Consider the following 22,227-nt stretch of genomic DNA (forward strand, 5'->3'; position numbering starts at 1 on the left):
CTTTTAACTATATCTTTGCTCTCGGTATCGCCTGGCGAAGCCAGCTCCGTCATAGCAGACAGCTTCTGCGATCTCACCAATTGCCACTTCAGCGCCTTCTGCCTGTCGCGACTGCAAGGCTGCGATTGCTGCCAATTCCGGCTCGATCATTTCCTCGAATGCACAAGGTGGTTGCTGAGCATCACCTGCCAGCCACGGCCAGACGCGTTCGAGATAGGCCCGGTAAAGGTCGTCCGTTTTGGGTTGCATCTGAACAAAACTCCGGTCCGTCACAATCGTCCCGTAGAACGGCATCCATCCTCCGGCCTGCTCACCGACAACCACCCATGCGAGGCGGCCATCTTTCCAGCTCAGTTGCACCCGCTCCTGCACGGAGCCCCCCAGCCAGCGAACCTTACTAAGGCCCGGCCCCATGACCGCGCAGGCAAAGGTGTAGGCGTGAATCCCGTAGTTAAATTCATCCACAGCACACCCGCTGAGCGCTGTGTGCGGGGTGCCGCGCTCGGACTCGGGCAAGGCCATCCACTTCGTCAGTTCCGGAGCATAGCGCAGTGAGGACCCGCCGAAAATCCGGGCTCCCGCCTTCGCCCACTGGCCGATCTGGCGCAGGTCGGCCAGGTTCCCGGCTACCGGCTTGTCGATGAGGACGGACTTCCCCGCCTCGATAAATGGCTTCGCTTTCGCCAGGTGTGTGTCCCAGTCGCAACCGTGGATGACAACGGCATCGACAGCGGGCACCATCTCTTCGAGCGAGCTGAAAACACGCCCGATACGGTGCTCGCGGGCGAAATTTTCCGCATAGCCACGCGGGTGAACGGCACCGCCGTCCCACAGCCCGACGATTTCCGCTCCCAGTTCGCGCTCCACCGGTAGCCACGCAGCCGGATGACTCGTGTCCAGGTCAACAATTCCTAATCTCATTTATGTACAAGTTTGTGAGGGTTATCCTTCGCGCATCGACATGCAAAGCCCGGCAGGCTTCAGAGACGCAACAGCATGCGCCCAGCCCCCATGTAAAGGTAACTGAGTCCGACGGAGGCCCCCGCCTCCGCCGGCTCAGCCTGTCATCATGAATCCGGGTTCACACCCATCCTCAATACTCAAGCAGCACTGCCAACAGTTCGGCATTCGGCTGACTCAACGCCTCGTAGGCAAGTTTCGCATCGGCAAAGGGAACGCACCTGGAGACAAGTCGAGACAAGTCGAGGGTTCCGCTCTCCATCAGTTGCAGCATGGTGTGGACATTCCGGCGCACGGTATGGGGGACATACACAGCGGGATAATCAACTCCGGACTCGTACGCCGGGTCCCGATAGCCAGGGCCCGCCTTGGCCGAGCTGAGCAATTGCACATTCCCCATGTTCGAGGCCATCAACAGTGAAATCTTCGCTCCTCCCGGAAACACGATACGCCCGTGCGGAACTCCGTCAGGCGCGGTGGCCAGGCACGATTTGAGCTTTTCAACCGCCTCCGTCGCGTCCCCGCCGAAGCAGACGCTCGCGTGTTCCACGCCATAGGGGCGTGCCCACTCTGCCAATCCATCCCAACCCGTGTCGCTCAAGGGAAAGGTCACAGTACCTTCTGGCAACAGGTTCAGACGAAACTCATTCGAATCCATCACGCACACACGTGCACCCGCGATCTGGTAGAGGCGGGTCGCCATCTGCCCCATCATGCCCGCACCGAAAACAACAACGTTCTCGCCGATTTTGACATCCGATTTATACACGCTTTCCAGGGCAAAGCAAAACATCGCGGCCAGCGACGCCTCCTGTGGGCAAACCCCAACGGGCAAAGGCACGACCAGATTCTGGGCTACCACTGTGCGCGTGGCGTGATAGGCTCCCGCGCCAATCGCCACGACGCGATCACCCGGAACGATTCCCTTTACCGCCTTGCCCACACGCTTGACAACCCCGGCCTGGCTGTAGCCCATCTTGGCATTGGGGTGGCTGCCCGGCTCGGCGTCCTTAATCACCTCCAGCGAGCGAAGCTCCGTCCCGGCGCTGATAAAGCTATAAAGCGGAGCAATCTCCACGTCATTTTTGCTCATATCGACGGTGGCCCCCCGGGCCAGTTCCAGTCCTTTCCCGGCGACCGCCTGAATCACCGTTATGTCCCCGTTTTCAGAGGATAAATCGTCAATCTCACAAACACTGTCTGTCTTTTTCATGGTAAGTTTTTTAAATGGGTTCAGAGTCTGGGTTGAATACCTGTGGCATTGAAAAAGGTCGTGCCCGCTTCGAAAGAAACGGTCTTGGCTCCCTCGCCAGTCGGGAAAGTCAGACTACCGGGCATGGATGTCTTCAGGCGCCAGAGACCATCCTTCCCCGGCACTCGACCCAGCGTTAATGTGGCGGGAATACTCACAACATCACCGGGCTTGACCGCCAGGATGTCGATCCGGTCTCCGGCGGAAAGCCCCTCGACCTCGGTCAACTCGACCTCGCGGCGAAAAACCCTGCGCACCAGTGACTGAACAGGCTCCTCTGCCGAAGCGTAATCCCCTGCCTTCACCACGCCGTGACCCCGGTAGGCGTGTGCACCTCCACGGCCTGCCATCATGTGCATCCAGAAGAGATTGACTTTGTTGGCTGCCGGATCGACGGACTCGATCTCCATCGACGCGCTGACCAGTGATTGACGCTGAAACAGCAATGTGGACCGTCCATCCGCCGAAGACTCGACCTCTTCGATTTCATAGTACTCGTTGCTCGAATACGCCAGATCTCCGCCGATAATACTGTCCACCAGCAGCGGCGCCCCCTCCAGAACATTGCCCTCCGGCAGCGGACAATCGAGGACCAACACGGACTCGCCCTCGTAGGGAGAAACTTCCAGCACCCGGGCGCGAATGGCTGGGGCCTCCAGCTTGATCTCCCAGCCCTCAGCAGTAAGCCCGGTTACCTCCTGCATGGCCACCGCCACGAGTTCGCCGGCCTCATCCATCCGTACAAAAGCCTGCCTGCCGTCCACTGTCGCCACCGACGTGCTCATCTTCTGGGGCAAACGGGAGGCCAGCAGATAATCCCTCAGTCCGCCCTCAAGTCCGACTTCGAACGCCACCGCATCCGTTTCCTCGTCCGCCTCAAAGGGGAGACGCTGAATATCGCGAATGGGCCAGGAGGAATCGTTTCCGACTTCGACGACGTTAACGAAACGGCTTTCCAGACCACGCCCGCTGCGACGCGCAACGATGACCTCGAAGTGGTTGTCCGGGTTAATACTCGGGCTCTTGGCCGTCATCGCGTCCATCCCGTCAAAATTGAGCATGTGGGCACGCATCCGGTTCCGGTTATCCGGTAAGGGCCACTCCGCCGTCCAGTCCTCCTGAACCGCCGATGCCAGCTTGACATCCCAAATCATGCCATAACCGTTTCCCGGATCTGGGTTCCACTTGTTCGTGGGCAGTTTTTTCTCGCCAGGAAGCGGTTCCACGATTCCGCCGCCAGTGCCGTTCAGGCGCTCGCCCCAGCTTTGGCCGGGCTGGTTCCAAGACTCTGAGCGCAGCTTCGGGTTTCCCACCGAGGCAAGCGTCCATATGCCCTCGACCGCTTCGGGAGTGACGCCCTCGACACGGAAGGGATCCACCCCCGCATTCGCATAGGGGCCGTTCCAGACGTAGTCATGGGTGTTCCCTCCCAGCACATAAACAATGTCCACAAAATAGTAATCGCTCGCGTTCACGTCGATCAGCCAGGCTGCCCGCCGGTAGTCAGTCAGCGAAGCCAGCGAATACTGCTCAGGGTTACTCATCTCGACCATCTGAGCCGGGCTATCGGCATCTGCGAGGAAGCCGGTCACACTGGCTGCGGGAGCGGGAATCGTCGTCCACGAGCCTTTGTACTTGTAAGGGGCCGGCAGGTCCTCGTTCACGATGACGGCGTTGTGGGCGACGGAGCGCGTCCCCCAGCCCAGGTTATCGGGCGTACCAGACCATTGATAGCCGTACTCTCCGAAGAGCACCATCCCGTCCCCGTAAGGAACTATCGTCATCTGGTCATCATGACCATGCCAACTGTTAAACCCGCCGCGCATGAACAAGGCGCGTGCGTTTTCCTTTTCGCCACTGCGGAGCACCGCAATCCCCTTGGCGGCCATCAGGTCGGACTCTTCCCCGAGGGTAACAGTCTCGGCGCCTTCAGACGGAGGCGGTGGCTCGCTCCAGATGCTCGGGCCATAGACAAGCATTTCCTCAAGACTGGGTGTAAAGGCTTCACCGTCGGGCAGACGTGCGTAGAGGACTTCGATTTCGCGCTTCCACTCGGGTCGCGTCGTCTGCCCGTAGAGGATGCGCAGGAACAGGTTCCGGTGCTTGCTTAGCCAGACATTATCTTCGTCCAGATAAATATTTCGGTCCATCGACATGTCTCCGTACTGCGGGTAACGCCCCAGTACAGGCAGCCGGTAAAGCATCCGTACAGCCGTCTCGTACCAGCGCGGATCGTCCCCGGGGTTACCCACGGACTCCAGCGACGGCATCCCGGCCTCGGCCGGATAATTCGCCGCATCGTAGTTCGCCAGGGGTGCCATCAGACGGCTGCCGTAATCACGCCCCAGCCGGCCATAGCTGCCGGAATTTTCCATGTAATCGCCATCGCGGTTGATGGTGTTGTCGAAAAATCCGTTCAACCCGACCAACCCCTGCTCGAGCAGTTCTTCGTCACCGAAGAGCACTCCCTGAGCCAGCAGATTGGCCACAAGGATGATGCCGTGATTCGTCAACGAGCGCATCTCGGAGAAATAATTGTACTCGTAAAAATCAAAATAGTTGTCGGCAATGTTCTCGCGCACCGTCAGGTCGGGAGCGGTGGGTGACGGCGTACCGGCGAAATCCGCGTTACCGATCAAGTCGAAGGCGAAGGCGGAGTTGATCGCCCGCTGGTTAGCGATGTTTCCAAGGTAGCGGAAGAAGCCTTTACCGTCTTTGCCGACGTAGGGATAATCCGCCACCGTGCTGCCATTGCTGGGTTGCTGGACACGAAGGCTCGCCAACTGGTCGAGGATGAACAAAGCCCGCTCGGCGTAGGCTTGCTGACCGGTCAGCATGTACGCCAGGGCCAGATTGTCCACCGCCTCATGGAGACGGTCCATCACCCAGGAGTTCCACACACCCTTGAAATAAAATACTTTCCCGTCCGACTCCCGTACCCAGCCGCTCCCATCGTCGTAGTAGAGCTCACCGGGCTTCTGAATCCCGTACACATCTCCGGTATGGGGCGAGCGAATGGCACCGGGCTGATCGAGGCTACACATGTCCCCCGAGCGGGCAAACCTCGGCCAGGGAGCATCTGTACGCGGATCTCCCGCAACCCCGAAGGCGTAGATCTCCTCCGGCCCCGGTACTAATCCCGCCACTTCGGACTCACTGCGGGCAACCCACTCATCGGCTACCGTGAGAATATCCGCCACGAGTTCTTCGTTCGCACCCTGCTCTCGCACCAGTTTCCGAACCTCTTCGATGTCAGCCTGAGTGTAGGCCATGCCTATCACAGGAACCACCGTGCCCGCCGCATTCTGCGTCGTGGTGGTAGTGCTCTCGGAATGGCTTTCCGAAAGGCCAAGCATGCAAACAAAGACCATGAAAAATGGCAGTGGAGTAAAGCGATTTAGAGTCATAAAATCAGATAAAGTATTAAAAAAAGAATAAAAAACCTCAAGTTACGTTACTGGTTAATCTTCCAGAACGTCTCCGAGTGCCCGGACCTTGTCGTTGCTTGCGAGGGAGTAGATGTAGCTCCTGTCAAAACTCGCAATGCTACCGTCCATTCGGACCACTGTAATCTTATCTCCGGTAAAACCGCCCATCAGATTATCAGCCCATGAGGTAGAGGTCGGGTCGGAAAACAAAGGCGTCGTGCTGATACCCGCCGAATTCACACTATCATTGGAAAGCCCGGGCGCCAGCGGGGAACGGGGCGGGTTCGTCGTGTCAACGCCCCCCGGAAGCGAGTAGTAGATGTAGCTGATGAGGTAGGCGATTGGCGAGTCGTTGTAGTAGTGAAAGCGATTGGCTTCACGTTCCAGATTAGGCGTCAAAGGCCCGTAAAACGCATCCGGTCCCTCCAGGTAATCACTCATTCCCCATACGGGCCGGTCTTCTGCCGCATCATCCCATTGGTTCGTGAGCATACTCAGGGCGTTTATCGACTGGGTATTATAAAGCACCGGGCCCTGTGTCATGCGTGCTCCCGTCCCGACCATCACTGTCAACGGCAGTCGCCCGTTATTATCGCTGGCATACGCGAGTGAAGCCAACCCGAGGTTGCGCAGCTTTTCTGCATTCTTTACCTGGTCGGCCGACTGGCGGACGTTTCCCGTCACGGCAACCACGAGTGCCGCCAGCACCGCGACCACGGCGATCACCACCAGCAGTTCAATCAGCGAAAACCCTGCCCTCCCGCGAACGGACCAATCCCGGCCAAAATGGCCAACCGGCTCGCTCCGCCGGGTACTTGCCTGACTTTGCACTGCCGGTAATAGTTTGTGGGCAGCGGGTACAAGCATGGTCAGGATTTTAAATACGTTCATCTCAACAATTACCTTGGTTACATAATACTTGAGTCGTGATGTCGGCGGTGCCGCGGCCTGCCGCAAACAGGTCAGCAGGCCGCGCACGCCTTGACAACTATTTCCGTTTCCGGCGCACAAGCGCCAGCAGAACAACCGCAGCACCGAGGATAACGGCGTAGGTCGAAGGCTCCGGCACCACCGAGAGCACCCATCCGTCAGCCGCGTTAAAGCGGGAGGTATCCCAGGACTTGCCGCCGTCCAACTCGGGGAGCAGCATATCTGTAAAATCACCGCTGATGCTAGCGATGTTGCCCGTGAAGATATTGTAGTCACCTTCCAGAATCGGGCCGGCATCCCCCATGAGGATCGAGAGCATGACGTTCGAGCCGATGTTAAACTCCGCATTGCTGCCGAGGATAATCGAATCAATGCCGCCGTTGCCGTAAACCTCGATTTCGAGAATGCTGTTTTCGTTCAGGTTGATCGTGGAATCAACCGTCACCGTGGCCGGACCGGTAGCGCCGTCCAGGCCGACGGCGAAGACCGCCGTATAGGTATCATAGACGATCTCGTTGTCCACTAGACGCTCCACAACCTGGCCCTCAAAATTGACAGTAACGGTATTTCCCAGCCCTGTCCCGGCCGCCTCAAAACGTCCGCTGCCAGCAACGTTAACCGTCAACGCAGTGCTATCCCCGGCCAGAGTCTTGCCTGCGAGCACACCGCCTTCGGCGAGTTGGAGCAGGCCGTTGGTATTGGTCAGCACGCTGCTCGATGTGAAGGTGCCGCCATTATCGATGAGCAGGTAGTTGCGCCCCGTCGTGGCCGTTATACCATCAAGCACATCCACCGTCGCATCGGTTTTAAAGGTCGCGCCGTTTTCCACCTTCAGGTAGTTGTCATCACTGGCACTGCTATTGTAGCCGACCTGAGTGTACACGTCTCCCGACACCGTCATCGTGGAGCCGCTACCGGTCACGAGGATGCCGTTATCTCTCCGGTAGTGGTTCGCCCCAACCAACACCGAAACCGTCGCGTCCGGATTATCGCCAATCACAGTCAAGCTCGCGCCATCCGATACCGTGACGATATTTCCGCTCTGAATAACGGAGGAACTAAGCCCTGTCGTCGGGCGAGACGCAACGATAAGGGCGAGGGTGGAAAACTCGCCGCTCAAGCCGCTCAACGTCATCGCCGAGCCCGCACCGGTCACCACAAGGCTGTTATCGTTACCAACTCCGGAAGTCACGGCCTGGGTTCCGCTCAGCAGCATGCCTTTGCCATTGTAAATGGCACCGTCACTAACGGTCAGGGTGTGGCCGTTACCCTGCCTGCCGACGACTGTATTTGCACCGCTGTCCGTGATGTTGAGCGCGCCTGAAAAGTTCGCCGCACTTCCGGTGTCAGACGCATTTGTTCCAATCTGGAAGCCCGAGAAAGAATAATCGGCGGATCCGCTTACCGGGCCGGTAACGTTCAAGATAGAAGCCGCCCCCGAATTGCTGCCTACCAGATGGCTCCCCGGAGTCTGAAAGGAGAGCGACGATCCACTGGCCATGTTCAGGTTCACGGTCGTGCCTCCACCAAAGCCAATATTCATGTAGTTGCCGACATTCGCTCCCGTGATGTCCACATTATTGACCGCGCCGCTCGTACTGTTGAAGAAAGCGCGGCTGACATTGCCATCGCCAGAAAGGTCAGACGGAGCCCCATTGTCCCAGTTATCGGGATTGGCCCAGTCATTGTCGGCGCCGCCTCCGGTCCAATAGGTGTTCACATTGGCAGCGAACAGAGAACTGCCGGCGAACAAGCATCCGGCGGCCAGGCCGGCGAAGATCGACTTCGAACGGCAGGTGAGTATGTTTGTTTTTCTTTTCATTTTCATAGCTTTAGGGTGATCAGATTTACTCCTCAAATGGTTACTTATTTTCATATGTTCACATCCCGAAGTTGTGTTTCCCAATTATCACAATCCTTTTAATGATGTTATATTTAGCTGTCTCGATGAATAGCTATGGGCAAGTATCAGCTGTCTTAAACCGGGAATAACATTACGCCCCCTATCGCCATCTTCAAGTCGAGACCGCTCCCCCAACACCCAAAACTGGACCGGTTATTTTCAAGCTCAATCCCCCCCCCAAAAAACCACCTAATCCTTTTTATAAACTGACATAAAAGCCAAAATCTCCAAATAATACTCTCCCTCAAATCATTAATTCAAGAAGACCACCGTCTTAAACCCAGGCCCCAAACATGGCCGACACATTTGATAGGGGTCTTAGATAAAAACCTGATAGCACTACACGTACTACCACAGATCTACAGCAACCGCATAACCAAGGCATCATCCACTTGTTAAAACCATTTCCAATCAAAAGAACTCCAATAATCACCACAAAGTTACTTGGCTCACAAAACCCCAAACAAGAATAACCATACCGGGCAACCAAAGGAGCTTGCCAACTGCAGGCACATATGAGTCATGAGAAAGTATGGCCACACGGAGCAAGAAAGCGTTCAAGCCACTACCCGCCCTCTGCCGCTCAATCAAATCACTGCCCGCCCCGAAGGATTACTTCAAAAGCATCCCGGGGGCCCGAACCCCGCTACCGGAAAATGTTCTGCTCTTCCACCGAGACATCAGCCACCGCCAATGGATGATCCACAATGAGCGCAAACAGCCCAGCTTCCACTACCTCTACGTCCTGATAATCAGCATCAGGGGAGAGGGCCGAATCATCGTCGAAGGGAACCCCCACATCGTTAACCCGGGACAATGCGTACTCGTCCCTCCCTACCAGGCGCACTACTACTCGCAACTACCCGAAGACGGCTTCGAGTGGCTGTTCATCACCTTCGAAATCGAAAAACTGCCCCCCAACCTGCGCGGGACAGGAATAGCGCGCACAGTTCCCCCGCAGTTACCATCCCAACTAGAGACACTCCTCCGGGCCTTCCGGCTTGCACTGAGCATGCCCGAGAGATCAGACATTCTCATCTGGCAGCTGGCCATCTTGCTCACGACCCTGGCAGACGAGGGCATGGAAGTCCCAGCCGAGGACCGAAGTCGCTCCAGCGCGGAAGAAAAACTCTTCCTGCGCATCCATACCCTGATAACCGAAAATATAAGCAGCCACCTGAGCACCCATCAAATAGCCGAACACATCGGCGTATCCGAAAGCCACCTGCGCGCCCTCTTCAAAAAAGGAGCCGGATGCAGTCTTGGGCGCTTTCAGCGCAACGTACGGCTTCAACACGCCGCTCGCCTGCTCACCCGCCACCAGATGAATGTCACCGAGGTCGCCAGCGCCTGCGGATGGGACTCCCCCTACTCTTTCAGCCGAGCCTTTCATCGATATTGGGGCAGGCCGCCCAAGGCCTTTCACCCCAAGAGCAGCTGAATCCCGCGCGCCTTCAAGCTCTAACAATGCCCCACGAGCGCCCTCCGTCGGTTTCGACATGAATCGAAGCAGTAATGCCATTCCACGCCCGAAACGAATCCATTAAAGTAGCGGCATGGATAACCCAAAGAAGAAAATAGCCGTCATCGGCTGCGGCCACCGCAGCCAAAGCGTATTAACCAATCTCTTCAAAGCGAACCCAGACGCGATTGAGATAACCGCGCTCATGGATCCGTCACAGGAGAGCATCCACGAGATAAAAAAAACACTCGCCCCCAACGCCGTCACCTACCCAACCGAGAAGGAACTACTCGATCACAGCAAGTGCGACTGGGTCTTCATCGGCTCTCCCAACTGCCACCACGCCAACCAGGCCATAGCCGCCCTCCAAAGCGGCAAACACGTCTTCTGCGAAAAGCCGCTGGCCACGACACTTGAGGATTGCATACAGCTCCAGCAGGCACTGGCCCAAGCTCCCGATCGATCATTCTTTTTCGGCCTCGTCCTGCGCTACACCCCCTTGTACGCGAAAATCAAGGAGATCATCGACAGCGGCGAACTGGGCCGCATCCTATCCTTCGAGTTCAACGAAACGCTCGACTTTAATCACGGCGGGGGCATCCATGGCAACTGGCGTCGCAATCGCTCACTGGCTGGCACTCACCTGCTGGAAAAATGCTGCCACGACATCGACATCGCCAACTGGCTGACCGGCAGCCTCCCCCTCCGCGTCGCCAGCTTCGGCGACCGGGACTTTTTCACCCCGGCCAACAAAGCCTTCGCCGAAAGCCTGCCCAGAAATGCCCAGAATCAAAAAGCCTACCACAAATGGGGCCACCTCACACAAGTCGATCCATTCAGCGAAGGAGCCAGCATCGTAGATAATCAGGTTGCGATCATCGAATACGCGAATGGCACACGAGCCAGCTTCCACACGAACTGTAACGCAGCCATCCACGAAAGACGCATCTACATCATCGGCGCCCACGGAACCATTCGCGCCAATGCCGTGACCAACATCATTGAATTCCGCAAGATCGGGTACGAGACCGAAGTCCAGACAATCAACCTCGAAAACACAGGCAGCCACTACGGCGGCGACTCAATCATGGGGGCCGCCCTGAGCAAAACTATCCTGGAAAACACGATTCCCCTCGCCGGACTTGACGACGGCATCCGCGCCTCCGTTTCCTGCTTCGGAGTCGACGAAGCCCTCGACACAGGCCATGTAGTCAACCTCTCTACACGCTGGAAACAAGTCGGCCTCAGCACTGTAGCGTAACGCCCACTCAGAAATCCTGGCAGCGACCGCCCCACCCATGCGTTTCAAATACCCAGACAAAAAAACCAATCAGTTACAAACACACCAACAGCCATTCCATCGATTTCACATAAATAATCGAGCGGTCCAGTTTTGATTCCAATGGGCAAATTGACCTCTTGATTATTATATTTTTAATTCTTTAACTAATCGGACACCGGCTAAAACAAGCACCGATCCGTTTCTCATTCCTTTAATCAATTTAAAAACTAATAACCATGAAGACACTTAAAACAACCAAACAACTTTTGTTGGCAGCCCTATCCGTTATCTCCTGCGCAACCGCCGCGATCGGCTCCTACCAGGAAAATCTCAGCAGCTACAAAGTCGGCAGTTCCCTCTATTCGTCCAATGGACCGTGGATAAAATTCGGAAGCGGCAAGACTAAACAGCCCGCCGCCAATACCGCAACCGTTCGAGAGCAGGATGGCATTCGCTACATATCTCTGGTAGCCGTCGGCGATAACAGCATCAACGCTCGAGCCTTCCGCAAGGTCTCGCTCCCGGTCTCAGCCACGACCAACAATGAAATCTCCGCCGATATCCGCTACGACAGTCCAGGCACCCCATCCGATGTAAAATCGCTCAGTACAATCACACTGCAGGCCCAAAAAGACGGAACGTATGATGCCGCCAGTTCGTTGACCTTCGGGCTCTCCAAAGAAGGTTTTCTGGTCCGGCTAGGCCACGGCAATCGGCTCGAGTCCAAGGCCGGTGGAATCAAAGTCGATCCCAATGCCTGGTACCGTTTTGTCATCCGCCTGACTCCTGAGACCGGTAAGGCCAGCTTCTCAGTCTACAAGCTTAACGCAGGCCAGCAGGAGCTAGTCTGGGAAGGCGACAACCTTGGTTTACCCAAATTCTCGCCCAAGGAGTTCTTCTCGATAAACCTGAACGTTGCCCGCCCCGGAAGATCTCCGGATCAAAAGAAAAGCTCTGACTTTGCCAACATCACCGTCGGCCCCTAGTCAGCCCGCATATACGACCTGCGACACTAAAACGAGTGCCCTCAAACGGACATTGCCAGAACGCGCTTCTAAATGCCTGCTAGCCGATGCAAACTACGCATAACATCGTCGCCACTTCATTGTGGTTTTTGAGTTCTCTTGCCGTGACAACCATATGTCTCGCCGAGACGAAAAACCCATCGGAAAAAGTCTTGCTCGAAGAGTCTTTCGACCACGGTCTGGATGACTGGTGGGTAGAAGGCGGTGTCAAAACGTGGGTCGAAGACGGCAGGCTATACGTCGATGCCGATCCGGAAACACCTGAAGCGGGGCCGTATGTAGCTACGGTCTGGTACCGCCATGAAATGCCTGGTGATCTACGTATCGAGTTCGATGCGCACGTGGTTTCTTCCAGTATCGATGCAAACAATATTAACTTCTTTCTGAATTACACAGATCCGTCCGGGTTGTCGCTATACGAGACAAGAAGCTCGAGGGAGGATGCCGCCTACCCGAAATACCATGACCTCAACGGACATATCGTTACCTTTTTGAATGACTACAGGGCGGAAAACGGAAGACTCGAAGACGGCTCCACCAGTGCTCGCATACGGCTTAGAAGATGTCCGGGATTTGAACTGATGAGCGAAGTATTCAATGGGAAGTGCGAGGCTGGCGTCACCTATCGATGCAAGATTGAGAAAAAAGGTAAGACGCTCAGCTTCTATATAGACGGGGTTGAGATTTTAAGTGCAGAGGATGAAAGAGAACCGCTTGGCCCTGGATATATCGGGATGAGAACATTCCGGACTTTCATGTGGTGGGATAATATCAAGGTGACTGAAATATAGTCATGCCGGGCCTGTGCCTCTGCGACTGGACAGGATGCGATTGCCGTGCCTGGGCCGAGATTGTTTTTGGCCTCATGTTCTCAGCTCAAGCCCCCACGGCGGCTCAGAAATGTAGCCGGTAAAATCGCCGTTCGCCCTCGCTTAAAACCTCCACTGTCGGCGCGCAATAGTCGGAAGCCCGGGTCCAGACGGTGCCGAGTTTATCAGCCGTTTCTAGCAGGCCCGGCCCGGCCCAGTCGATCATCAGGGTATTGCCCATCCTGACTGGCGGGTATACCTGCGGGGCCACATCGGCGGTGCTGACGGAGATTTTAACCGCTCCAAGATAGTAGTAACCTTTATTGCTCGTGTTGGCACTCCCGGCACTGACCTGGAGCGTAATCACCCCGGAGGCGGATGGGGCAATCCCTGCCACGCAGGCGACCGAGTCCTCGTTGTTGGCCGTGTCGAGACTGGCGCTGTGGCTCGTGGTGCCGACGACAGTGTAAAGGGTTTCCCGGTTGTCACTGACGCCGGTGCGCGAGGCGTAAAAGGTAAAGCTGTAGCGTTTCTGCGGATCGAGGTTGCGCAGTTCAAAGCATCCCTGGCCATTATCGGAAAAGCCGAGGTGATCGCCCGTTTGCCCATAAAAGGAGTCCGAAGTCGCCTCCACCGGAAGGGTCCCCGCCGAGGTGCCGTTCACGTTGTTGCCACCCATCGCGTCGGTCATCACCAGGCTGATTCCGGTAGCCCGCCCGTCGGCGTCGGCGAGGTCGCCGGCCAGAAGGTAAGGCGTCCGCTCCCCGTTTCCCACCGAGTCGCGGATCGAGTCGGAGATCCCCACACCGTTCCAGGTAACGGCCCCCGCACTGACCGTCCGGTAGGTGCTGAAGTCGATGAACACGTCGTAGGCATCGCCCACGTTTCCCGCGACCTGACCGCTTCCGTAGCCGGTTCCCAGCCCGGAGTAATCCACCAGAAAATTCCCGCTCAGATCCTCCGCCAGCGTCAGGATGAGCGTGCGTCCGTTAACGTCCGTCCGCGCGCCAGTCACAGCCACCAGCCGCCCCCGGTTACCAACCAGAAAGCCCTCGCTCGCCGCGACGACGGACGCATCGATTTCCCTGCTGAAGACGAGCGCGAGCTGATTGGCCCCGAGTACTAAAGTGCCGGTCAGCACAGGCGCTTGCGGTTGGCCCTGCACCGTATCCCAGGCGGCCTGTTCGAGCGCGAAAGCCTCATCGGCCGTGATGTCCAGTCCCAGCGCGGCCACGGACGGCTGGCCAAACAGCCCGACCGGGCTGCCCGCGTAGATGCACGCGTAATGGACACAGGCCGACAGGTAATAGCCCCGGTCATTGCCGTGGTAATCGTCCGTGTAGTATAAGTCTATGTAGCCGGGTTCACCGGCGGACAGATTGCCTCCGGCATTCCACCAGGCTTCGCCCACCGGGTTAACGGTTACGGCGGGCGCGAAGGGGTGCGCCACGTTCAAGCGGTCCGCCAGCCCCTGATAGTTCGTCTTGAGTTCATCCAGCATCTGCGCGGGCGAATCAAAGCTCCCGTCCGCGTAGAACGCGTGCTCGGAGGCCCGCGCCCAGGTTTGGTAGAGGTGGATTCGCGTGCCCGCCCGGTTGGCCATGACCGCCTCATAAAGCAATCCCCCGTAGAGGTAGTGCTCGCTGAGATTCCCGACATGGGTCGGCTCGGTAGAGTAGTTCTGGAGCACGACATGGGTCCACGGCTCCTGGCTGATGACATCGAGGCTGTTCTCGTAGTGGTACTTGAAATCCTGCCCCATGACCGCCCGCATCTGCACAAGCGGGCTCCCCTGCCCGCCCGCCTTGGCCATCGCCTCAAAGATCGCCGGCACCGAAGCGGTCCCGCCGAGGCCGAGCGTGTAGCTGTTGCCGATAAAGAGAATCTTCTCCTCCGCGCGCAAGACATCCACGGTCCCGGACAGGCAAAGCGCGCCTACTCCGGCGGCGAACAAAATCCTGGCTAAACGGACGAACGAAGTGCTCATGGGTCAGGCTTTCTCCCAAAACATCGCAGCCCTCAGTTCGCCGACGACTCGTAGGCCAACTCGGACTCCAAGAGCACCGGCAGAAGCGTTTCTCGCCAGCCGACATAGCCCTTGCGGTTCATGTGAAGACGGTCCGACTGGAAGATGTCGGCCTTCAACGAACCGTCATCATTGAACATCCCGGCAGATACGTCCACATAGGTCAAAAGCGGATCGGCGGCACAGCGTTCCTGAAGGAACGCATTGGTCGCCTCCATCTTGGGCCAGAGTGCCTGACGCAACGGGCTCGGCTTGAGCGAAAGCACGTAGAAGCGGCACTGCGGGTACTGCGCGTGCACCTTGTCCACGAAGCGGTCGAAAGTCTCCGCCACCAGTTGCGGGGAGACGCCCTCGGCGATGTCGTTTTCGCCCTCGTAGAAGACAATCGCCCGGGGAGCCAGCGGCAGGACGATACGGTCGGCGTAAGTGAGCGCGTCGTTCGTGTTGCTGCCTCCGAAGCCACGCGTGACGAGAGTCAACGGCGCCAGGTCAAAGCCGATCAGCTCATGCCAGCCGACCATGCTGGAGCTTCCCAGACAGACGATAGCCCCCTTCGGCGGCGGGTTCGCGGCGTCCTGTTTTTCGTAGCTGGCGATCCAACCTTCCCAGCGTTCGGGGCTGCGATAAGGCGTCTGCGCCCCGGCGTTACAGGCAAGCGCAACCAGCCCCGCAAACAGGCACCATCCCGAGTGACGCAGCCGCGAAACCAACTGTGCGCGTAAGAACATCTTGTTTATTTTCATGCTAAAAAAAATCTCGAATAAAAGACACGCCAAGCGCCCGTCCCTCACCAGTGGCAGGGATAAGCGTGGGGCTAATCACCCCGCTCCCGCGCCCCGACCAAGGTCGTTTGCGGGAGCGGCGTTACCGACTCGATTGATTTATACAGTTCAGGCCGCGGCGCGGCGGTGACGGCGGCGCAGGTACACGATCAGCAACACGCTCAGTCCGAGCATACCGGCAGTCGTGGCGGGCTCGGGAATCACCGTGATCTGCATACCGCCCAGGTAAGCAAAGTTGACGGAATTGTCGGCGGACTGGACCATCTCGAAGGTAATCGTATTCGAGCCGTCCGGCGTGATCGCAACCGTCGTCGCCACGTTGGTGGCATTCTGGGCGGCATCCAGTTTGACCGTATCTGTATTGGCACCCGTCAGCGTATAGTCGGCGGTACGCACACCAGCGGAATCACGTGATGCAAACATGGTGAAGACGTACTGCTTCGTCGGGTCCAGACCGGTGAGCGTAAAACCAGCCGACGCGCTGACCCCGGAGATATAGAGCGAGTCGAGTCCGAGGTTGGTGTAATTAAACGCGTCCACACTGGTTGTCGGGCTGTTCGTGCCCGTATGGTTCTCGTTGGCGAACAAGCCCGTCACGGTCAGCGTGATGCCCGAGTTGGAGTTGTCATCAGTCACGAGGACGGTGGAGTACCCCACGGAAGCACCTCCGCCGGAACTGGCCATCGTGTTGTCGATGTTGTTCCAGTAGGTTGAGCCGTTGGGGGAAGGCATTTGCAGAGTGTTTTGCCCGAAGTCGATGTAGAGCGTCTGGGCGGAGGCAACAGAGGCCAGGGCAAAACAGGCCACAGCCAGGGCGGCCGCGCCGATGGAACGGCCAGCCAGGAAGGCCGGACGGTTGATGAGTCGGGTTGATTTCATGGTATCGAGTTTTTTGGGTTGGATAGAAAAGATAAGCCGGGGGAAACAGTGCTTATGACTGATCGCGTTCGATCACGAGGTCGTCGATCAGGATGCGCGTGGCCGGGGAGACCGAGTGGGGTTTGCCATCCGGGTTAGTCTTAAAAACGATGGTCGGGGCGATGGTCGCGATATTGTCCTCGGGGCGGATGTCGAAGTAAAAGGTGCTCTCCATCCACTCGCCGTCGGTGAGCTTTTTGTCGTTGAGATACTCGCTGCGCTGGACCTTGTCGCTGCGCTTGCCATCGGCGCTGAAACCTACGGCCGAGACCCACAGGTGAAAGCCCGGCTCCACCCCGCTGACCTTGATCCAGAACGTGCAGCGGTACAGTCCCGGCTCCACCGGCATGCCCGCGTACTTCGGGTCGCACATCCAGACCGCCTGGACCACTTCCTGCCCGGCAGGGAAATAAAACTGCAAGGCGTTCTCGCCCGTGCGGGCCGATGCGTCCGCCGTCCCGGCGTTGACGAAGAACTCGCCCGGCAGCTTGTCCGGCGTGGTGAAGACAGCCCAGCCCACTGGACGATTCCCGTCGGGCGCATTCTCAAATGAGCTGTTGGGCAACAAGCCGGGCTGTTCGGCAGCCTGAGCGATGAAGCAGGCGCACGCGGCGCAGATGGTAACGATAAGACCTTTCATGGGTATTTCTGTTGTTTGTTAATGAGCGTTAAAAACAGGATCTAGTGTGTCCACACAGGGTTATCGACGGGTGATCCGTCGAGCCGATGGAAGGAGTTACCCTCCACGATGCCGTCGTCGAGTCCCTGAATCTCGATGCAGGGGAAAACGTCGGAAACGATGGTGTTGTTAATAATGTCGATCGCGCGGTGAATCGGCCACGGACCGAACGCACCGATGAGAATCGCCTGGGCGCCGGGGCGCTCGATGATATTGTCGCGGATAATCAGGTCCTCGCTGTATCCGGACTCCAGCCAGATGTATTCCGGGGCTACCTTGATCGCCTGCATGCGACTGTCGGTGAGCCGGTTGCCGCTGATCTCCCCATCGCTGGCCTTGACCAGAATGCCCCGCGAACGGTTGTGCCCGAAGGTGCAGTCGCGGATGGTAAAGCCATTCCCCATGCGGCTGGATGAGCCGATCACGCCACCGAAGGCCATCTCGGGAGCCACATCGAGCGTGATGAGGTAGGACCTTTTCAGGAGCTCGCGAACCGGGGGCAGGATATTGAGTTCCTCAAGGCCGCGCGTGTCAGCATCGGTCCGCGTGCCGTCCGACTCGATAGCAAGCACGGTCGCTTCGGGCAGACGACGGCCGTCGCGGTCGAGCAGTTGCACGGTGTCGCCGACCTCGATGTCGAGACTGCGCTTGGCCAGCACCCGCACCCGGTCTCCCTCTACCCCGGTGACGACGTGGTAGCTGCCGCAGATGTTCACCGCGTCGTCGCCCATCCAGCCCGCCGAGCACGACAGGATCTGCGGTCCCACGCGGGCGAACTTACTGTGAAAGGCGTCGGCGTTGAGCGAGTGCAGTCGGCCCGGTTTGCGGTCGATCACACAGCGGCGGTAAACCGACCCGCTGCTGCGCTCCTCGTAAAAGCCGAAGCACGGCGAGGCGTAGAGCGTGACGTCCTCGATCACCGTTCCGGTACAGCCATCGAGGTGAACCGCGTGCGGGTCGTAGCGCCCGGTCAGGTGCTCGCTGGAAATGACCACCGTGTCGCCAAGCTGTTCGCCCCCGTCCTTGTTCGGGTGCAGGTCAAAAATACGCAGCCGGTTGCCGGGCAGGACTTCCAGTTGCAGGTTGTGGTATTCGCCGTAGCGCAGTTCACCCTCGGGGGTGTAGATGCTGTGCTTGAAAGTCGTCGCGCTCTCCGCCGGAGGGAAGCCCGCCTGAATCTCAACCGTGTGGCTCTTCCTATCCGGGGAAATCTCCACAATCGTCCCCTGCGTGAAGGGCAACGGATCGTAATCGATGGTGAAGCCCTTGAGCTTGAGGTCGGTGCAGTTCTCGGCCAGGATGGCGCGTGTCGTCTCGGTACAGATAAAGGTGACACCCGTCCCGTCCAGAGTGACGCCGTGCAGGTTCTCCAGCCGCAGGTGCGTGCCGTTATCAGGCACGACGCGGTACTCGCCCGCCGGGATGCGAATTGTCTTCTCCCCCGCCTCCAGCCGACAGTAGATGAAGTCCGGCAGCGACTCAGGTTGGGCGGATCGAACGGCAGGCGCAGGCTCCGCCGCATCCACGGCGGACGCCCGCGGCAGCCCGACGGCCACCGCGACGAGCGCCAGTATCCCGGTACCGGCCTTACGAAGCGTCGGCCATTGAAGCGCCCCGGCGGGCCTCCAGTTGCTGGCGGATTGCATAAGCTTTTTCCTCGGTTATGGGGTAAAGGTAGGCCAACACGATGGTGGCGGCCAGGGCGATGGCGGGAATGCCGGTGAAGCAGACCCTCATCCAGAAAATCGTATCGGCAGGCTGCGGGCCTTCCAGCGCGGCATCGAAGCCCGTGCCCGAGAGCACGTAACCGGCCAGCAGCAGGGCCACCGCCGCGCCGATCTTGAACATCCAGCTATAGACCGCGCTGAACATGCCCTCGCGGCGCTCGCCGGTCCTGAGCTCGTCCTCGTCCACCGCGTCGGGGATCATCGCGTTGACGAACACATAGGCCGCCGCGCTGCCGACCCCGAGCAGGACGGAGGGAATGATCGACAAGTAGGGATTGACCGGGGTGTAGCAGGGCCACTTAAGCAGCGTGCCCACCAGCGCGACCGCGAAGGCAGCGATCATTGTCTTGCGCTTGCCCAGGCGTACGGACAGGCGTTGCAGCAGCGGCACCGCCACCACCGTCGAGACCGGAATGGTGTAATTGACAAGTGTCATCAGGCTGCCGGAAGTCTGCCCCTTGTCGCCATCGAACATGTGGTAAATCGTCACGTAGTAGCCCAGCGAGCCGACCATCATCAACCCGAGCAGGCTCACGATAGTAATAAGCGAGAGCAGTAGAAAAGGCCAGCAAGAAAGCGTCTCTTTCATACTGCGCCACAGCGGGATTTTCTTCTGAACCCCGTTGGCAGCCGCCGTGTTGGACGTCTGCTGCTCGCGCGAGAAAAACGCCGGGATCAGAATGACCACCACGATCAACGCGCCGACCCACAGGCTGTTCCATTTCATGCCCTCGGCGCGGTCGTCGAAACAGTCCATACTCGTCAGCCAATAGAGGCTTGAGATGATGAAAAAGCCCCCTTGCTGCAAGACGGTGCGAATCGCCATGATGCTGCCGCGCTCGTGGTAGTCTGGTGACAATTCCATCCCCAGCGCGATGTAGGGCACGGAATAGATCGTAAAGGCCACGTAGAAAATGAGCGAAGTCACCAGCAGCCACCCGAAGTAAAAGTTTTCACTGCGCCCCTCCGGGAACCACCAGATCAGCACGAAACTCAGCCCGCACAACACCGCCCCCAGGGCAATCCACGGGCGGCGGCGACCCCACTTCGAGCGCGTGTTGTCGCTAATGCTCCCCATAAACGGGTCCGTCACCGCATCCCACAGGCGCGTAATGGCGATCACCCACCCGATCATGACCGGGCTGAGCCCGAGCGTGTCGTTAAAGACCGGGTTGTAAAACTGCATATAGCCCTGGATCAGCAGCGCGTAGCCGATCATGCCCGTGCCGTAGGCGAGCTTCCGCGGCATGGGTACGCGGTCACGGGCCGCTGTCGTATGGTGGGAAAGTGCGTTCATGAGCGGATGGCTTCCACGGGCAGGCAAGCGTCGGCGGTCACTTCAACCGGGGTTCCATTGAGGGTGTTGTTGGCGATCTCGACGTTGTCGCAGCCTTGCAGGCGTACCGGCGGCGCATCGGGCGAGACGCTTGGATAGGTCGTCGTGCGGACGATGCTGTTCCCGCTGAAGGTGAGCCCGTCCACCGAACGCGCCAGCAACAGCGAGGGGTCAAAGGTGGCGAAGGAGTTGTCCACGATACGGATGTTGCGATGAAAGCGCGGCTGCCCCAGATGGCATTCCTCGATTTCCGGGTCGATACTGATCACGCTGCGGCCCCAGGGCTCGGCCCCGAAGCAGCAGTCGCCGAAACGGTTCCCGCGGATGAGCACATCACGCACCGCGCCGGACTCGAACCAGTAGTTGGCATCGCCGCTGATCTTGATCGCGGAGCCGGGCGCAGCGATGTCGTTGTCCTCAAGCACCACCCGGCCCGGCGTGGAGATGAGAAAGCTCCGCGCACGGTTCCGGCGGGCCGTGCATCCCCGGGCGGTAAAGTCCGCCGTCCAGCTCGTGTTGTCCATCACGTGGCCGGGAACCAGGCTCAGCGGCAGGGCACGGGAGAGGCGCACGAGCGCGAAGCGGGCGTTGACCGCCTCGACCGCCGCGATTTCGTTGTCCGCGTAGGACAGCAAGGTGGTGTTATCCGCGAAGACCACGCGGTCGCCGGGCAGACCGATCTCGACTCCGTGCTGCTCGTGGTGCACGCGCTCCGTCAGCACGGTGCGAGCATCCAGGACTTTCCGGATGCGGCTGTTGATCCCGTGGACGTTGCACGCGTCGTCCAACTGGTTCTCGAAAAGGCAGTCCTCCAGCCGTATCCGGCCCCGGCAATTCACGAAGTGCGAGGCGTCGGCAGCCACGGAAAACACGCGCTGCCCCGAGGGAGTCACGCGGCATCGGCGCAGGATAACATCCTCGCAGAACTGCGCGATCACGCCCATGGCCCCGGCATGGTGCAGGGTCACGTCCTCCAGCAGAACCCGCTGGCTGCGCGAGAGCGCGATCGCGGGGCAGTTGCGTTTATAGTGACGGAAGACGAGATAATCGCCCGACGATGGCAAAACCGGAAAGGACGCCAACAGACGCACCGTGTGCTCGTCCACCGCCTCGACATCAATGGCAGGCGGGAACCCGAGCCCGAGGGAATCTCCGCTCAGGTAGGCCGGAGCGCGGGTCTGGGCGTCAAAGGCAAACACGCCCTCGGTCAGCGGGCTCTCCCACCCTTCCCCGACAAAAACAATCCTGCCGTTATCGACCCGGTACGGGTAGCGCTCACGGTCGATCCGAACATCCACGCCACCGGCATCCGCCGCGACCACCTGCCCCTGCGAATAGAAAGGCCGCACCCAGTCAACCGCCAGATTCCGGATCACAATATCCGCGCAGTTCTCCGCGAAAAACGGGATGATTTCCCCGTGGAAGATCAGTCGCGCTCCGTTGCCCTCGATCGTGAGCTTGTGCTGGTCGAAGAGCGGGAAGGCGATTCGCCTGAGCCCGTGCTGGTTGTTCGAAATAAAGCAATAGTGCTCGGACGCCTCATCGGGCCAGAAATGGTACTCGCCCGACTCCAGCACGATCACGCTGTCACGCGAACACTTCTTCAGGCACTCGCGCACACGCGGAGTCGCGTCGCCCTTGGTCAGTGGCAGTATGATTTTTTTCATTGCTCCGGAAATTGGGTTGGCGTGAAGGTGAGCTCGGTGAG

Annotated in this window: 16 protein-coding genes; 4 read left to right on the forward strand and 12 right to left on the reverse strand. The window is 58.6% G+C overall.

The features are described from left to right. Window positions 1-3: 3 nt before the first annotated feature. The 5 genes from H5P28_RS15780 to H5P28_RS15800 form a co-directional block, all read right to left on the reverse strand. Window positions 4-921: a Gfo/Idh/MocA family protein gene (locus H5P28_RS15780; protein WP_185676661.1), complete on the reverse strand. Its 918-nt coding sequence runs from the start codon at window positions 919-921 to the stop codon at window positions 4-6. Between the two features lie 172 nt (window positions 922-1,093). Then, window positions 1,094-2,173 carry a zinc-dependent alcohol dehydrogenase gene (locus H5P28_RS15785; RefSeq protein ID WP_185676662.1) on the reverse strand — a complete coding sequence of 360 codons (1,080 nt, stop codon included), beginning with the start codon at window positions 2,171-2,173 and terminating at the stop codon, window positions 1,094-1,096. Between the two features lie 20 nt (window positions 2,174-2,193). Further along, a complete protein-coding gene (locus H5P28_RS15790) occupies window positions 2,194-5,568 on the reverse strand; it encodes a heparinase II/III family protein (protein WP_221773456.1) in 3,375 nt (1,124 codons plus the stop codon). Window positions 5,569-5,673: 105 nt separating this feature from the next. Further along, window positions 5,674-6,618, reverse strand: a complete 945-nt coding sequence (locus H5P28_RS15795; RefSeq protein WP_185676663.1) for a prepilin-type N-terminal cleavage/methylation domain-containing protein — start codon at window positions 6,616-6,618, stop codon at window positions 5,674-5,676. A 10-nt stretch (window positions 6,619-6,628) separates the two neighbouring features. After that, the gene (locus H5P28_RS15800) at window positions 6,629-8,392 is read right to left on the reverse strand and encodes a beta strand repeat-containing protein (protein ID WP_185676664.1); all 1,764 of its coding nucleotides are present in this window, start codon (window positions 8,390-8,392) and stop codon (window positions 6,629-6,631) included. 613 nt (window positions 8,393-9,005) lie between these two features. On the opposite strand from H5P28_RS15800, the gene H5P28_RS15805 reads away from it, so the two are divergent. From H5P28_RS15805 to H5P28_RS15820, 4 genes are all read left to right on the forward strand, one after another. Continuing rightward, window positions 9,006-9,914: a helix-turn-helix transcriptional regulator gene (locus H5P28_RS15805; protein WP_185676665.1), complete on the forward strand. Its 909-nt coding sequence runs from the start codon at window positions 9,006-9,008 to the stop codon at window positions 9,912-9,914. 115 nt (window positions 9,915-10,029) lie between these two features. Further along, entirely contained in the window at window positions 10,030-11,196 is a 1,167-nt protein-coding gene (locus H5P28_RS15810) for a Gfo/Idh/MocA family protein (RefSeq protein ID WP_185676666.1), read from the forward strand. Between the two features lie 257 nt (window positions 11,197-11,453). Next, window positions 11,454-12,203 (forward strand): hypothetical protein, encoded by a 750-nt coding sequence (locus H5P28_RS15815; RefSeq protein WP_185676667.1) that lies wholly within the window; start codon window positions 11,454-11,456, stop codon window positions 12,201-12,203. Window positions 12,204-12,394: 191 nt separating this feature from the next. Next, window positions 12,395-13,033: a DUF1961 family protein gene (locus H5P28_RS15820; RefSeq protein ID WP_185676668.1), complete on the forward strand. Its 639-nt coding sequence runs from the start codon at window positions 12,395-12,397 to the stop codon at window positions 13,031-13,033. A 103-nt stretch (window positions 13,034-13,136) separates the two neighbouring features. Here H5P28_RS15820 and H5P28_RS15825 read toward each other — a convergent pair whose 3' ends face one another. From H5P28_RS15825 to H5P28_RS15855, 7 genes are all read right to left on the reverse strand, one after another. Beyond that, window positions 13,137-15,038 (reverse strand): hypothetical protein, encoded by a 1,902-nt coding sequence (locus H5P28_RS15825; protein WP_185676669.1) that lies wholly within the window; start codon window positions 15,036-15,038, stop codon window positions 13,137-13,139. Window positions 15,039-15,070: 32 nt separating this feature from the next. Next, window positions 15,071-15,820 carry a GDSL-type esterase/lipase family protein gene (locus H5P28_RS15830; RefSeq protein WP_185676670.1) on the reverse strand — a complete coding sequence of 250 codons (750 nt, stop codon included), beginning with the start codon at window positions 15,818-15,820 and terminating at the stop codon, window positions 15,071-15,073. 147 nt (window positions 15,821-15,967) lie between these two features. Further along, window positions 15,968-16,738 (reverse strand): PEP-CTERM sorting domain-containing protein, encoded by a 771-nt coding sequence (locus H5P28_RS15835; protein WP_185676671.1) that lies wholly within the window; start codon window positions 16,736-16,738, stop codon window positions 15,968-15,970. 52 nt (window positions 16,739-16,790) lie between these two features. Continuing rightward, entirely contained in the window at window positions 16,791-17,417 is a 627-nt protein-coding gene (locus H5P28_RS15840; protein ID WP_185676672.1) for a hypothetical protein, read from the reverse strand. A 41-nt stretch (window positions 17,418-17,458) separates the two neighbouring features. Next, window positions 17,459-19,102, reverse strand: coding sequence for a right-handed parallel beta-helix repeat-containing protein (locus H5P28_RS15845; protein WP_185676673.1), 1,644 nt, complete (start codon window positions 19,100-19,102; stop codon window positions 17,459-17,461). After that, on the reverse strand, window positions 19,044-20,480 hold the full coding sequence (locus H5P28_RS15850; RefSeq protein ID WP_185676674.1) for an MFS transporter: 1,437 nt from the start codon (window positions 20,478-20,480) through the stop codon (window positions 19,044-19,046). Before H5P28_RS15850 ends, H5P28_RS15845 begins: the two co-directional genes overlap by 59 nt. Next, window positions 20,477-22,186 carry an alpha-1,3-galactosidase-related protein gene (locus H5P28_RS15855; RefSeq protein WP_185676675.1) on the reverse strand — a complete coding sequence of 570 codons (1,710 nt, stop codon included), beginning with the start codon at window positions 22,184-22,186 and terminating at the stop codon, window positions 20,477-20,479. The genes H5P28_RS15850 and H5P28_RS15855 overlap by 4 nt, the downstream gene beginning before the upstream one ends. Window positions 22,187-22,227: the final 41 nt, after the last annotated feature.

This window comes from Ruficoccus amylovorans (genome assembly GCF_014230085.1).
Taxonomy (GTDB): Bacteria; Verrucomicrobiota; Verrucomicrobiia; order Opitutales; family Cerasicoccaceae; genus Ruficoccus; species Ruficoccus amylovorans.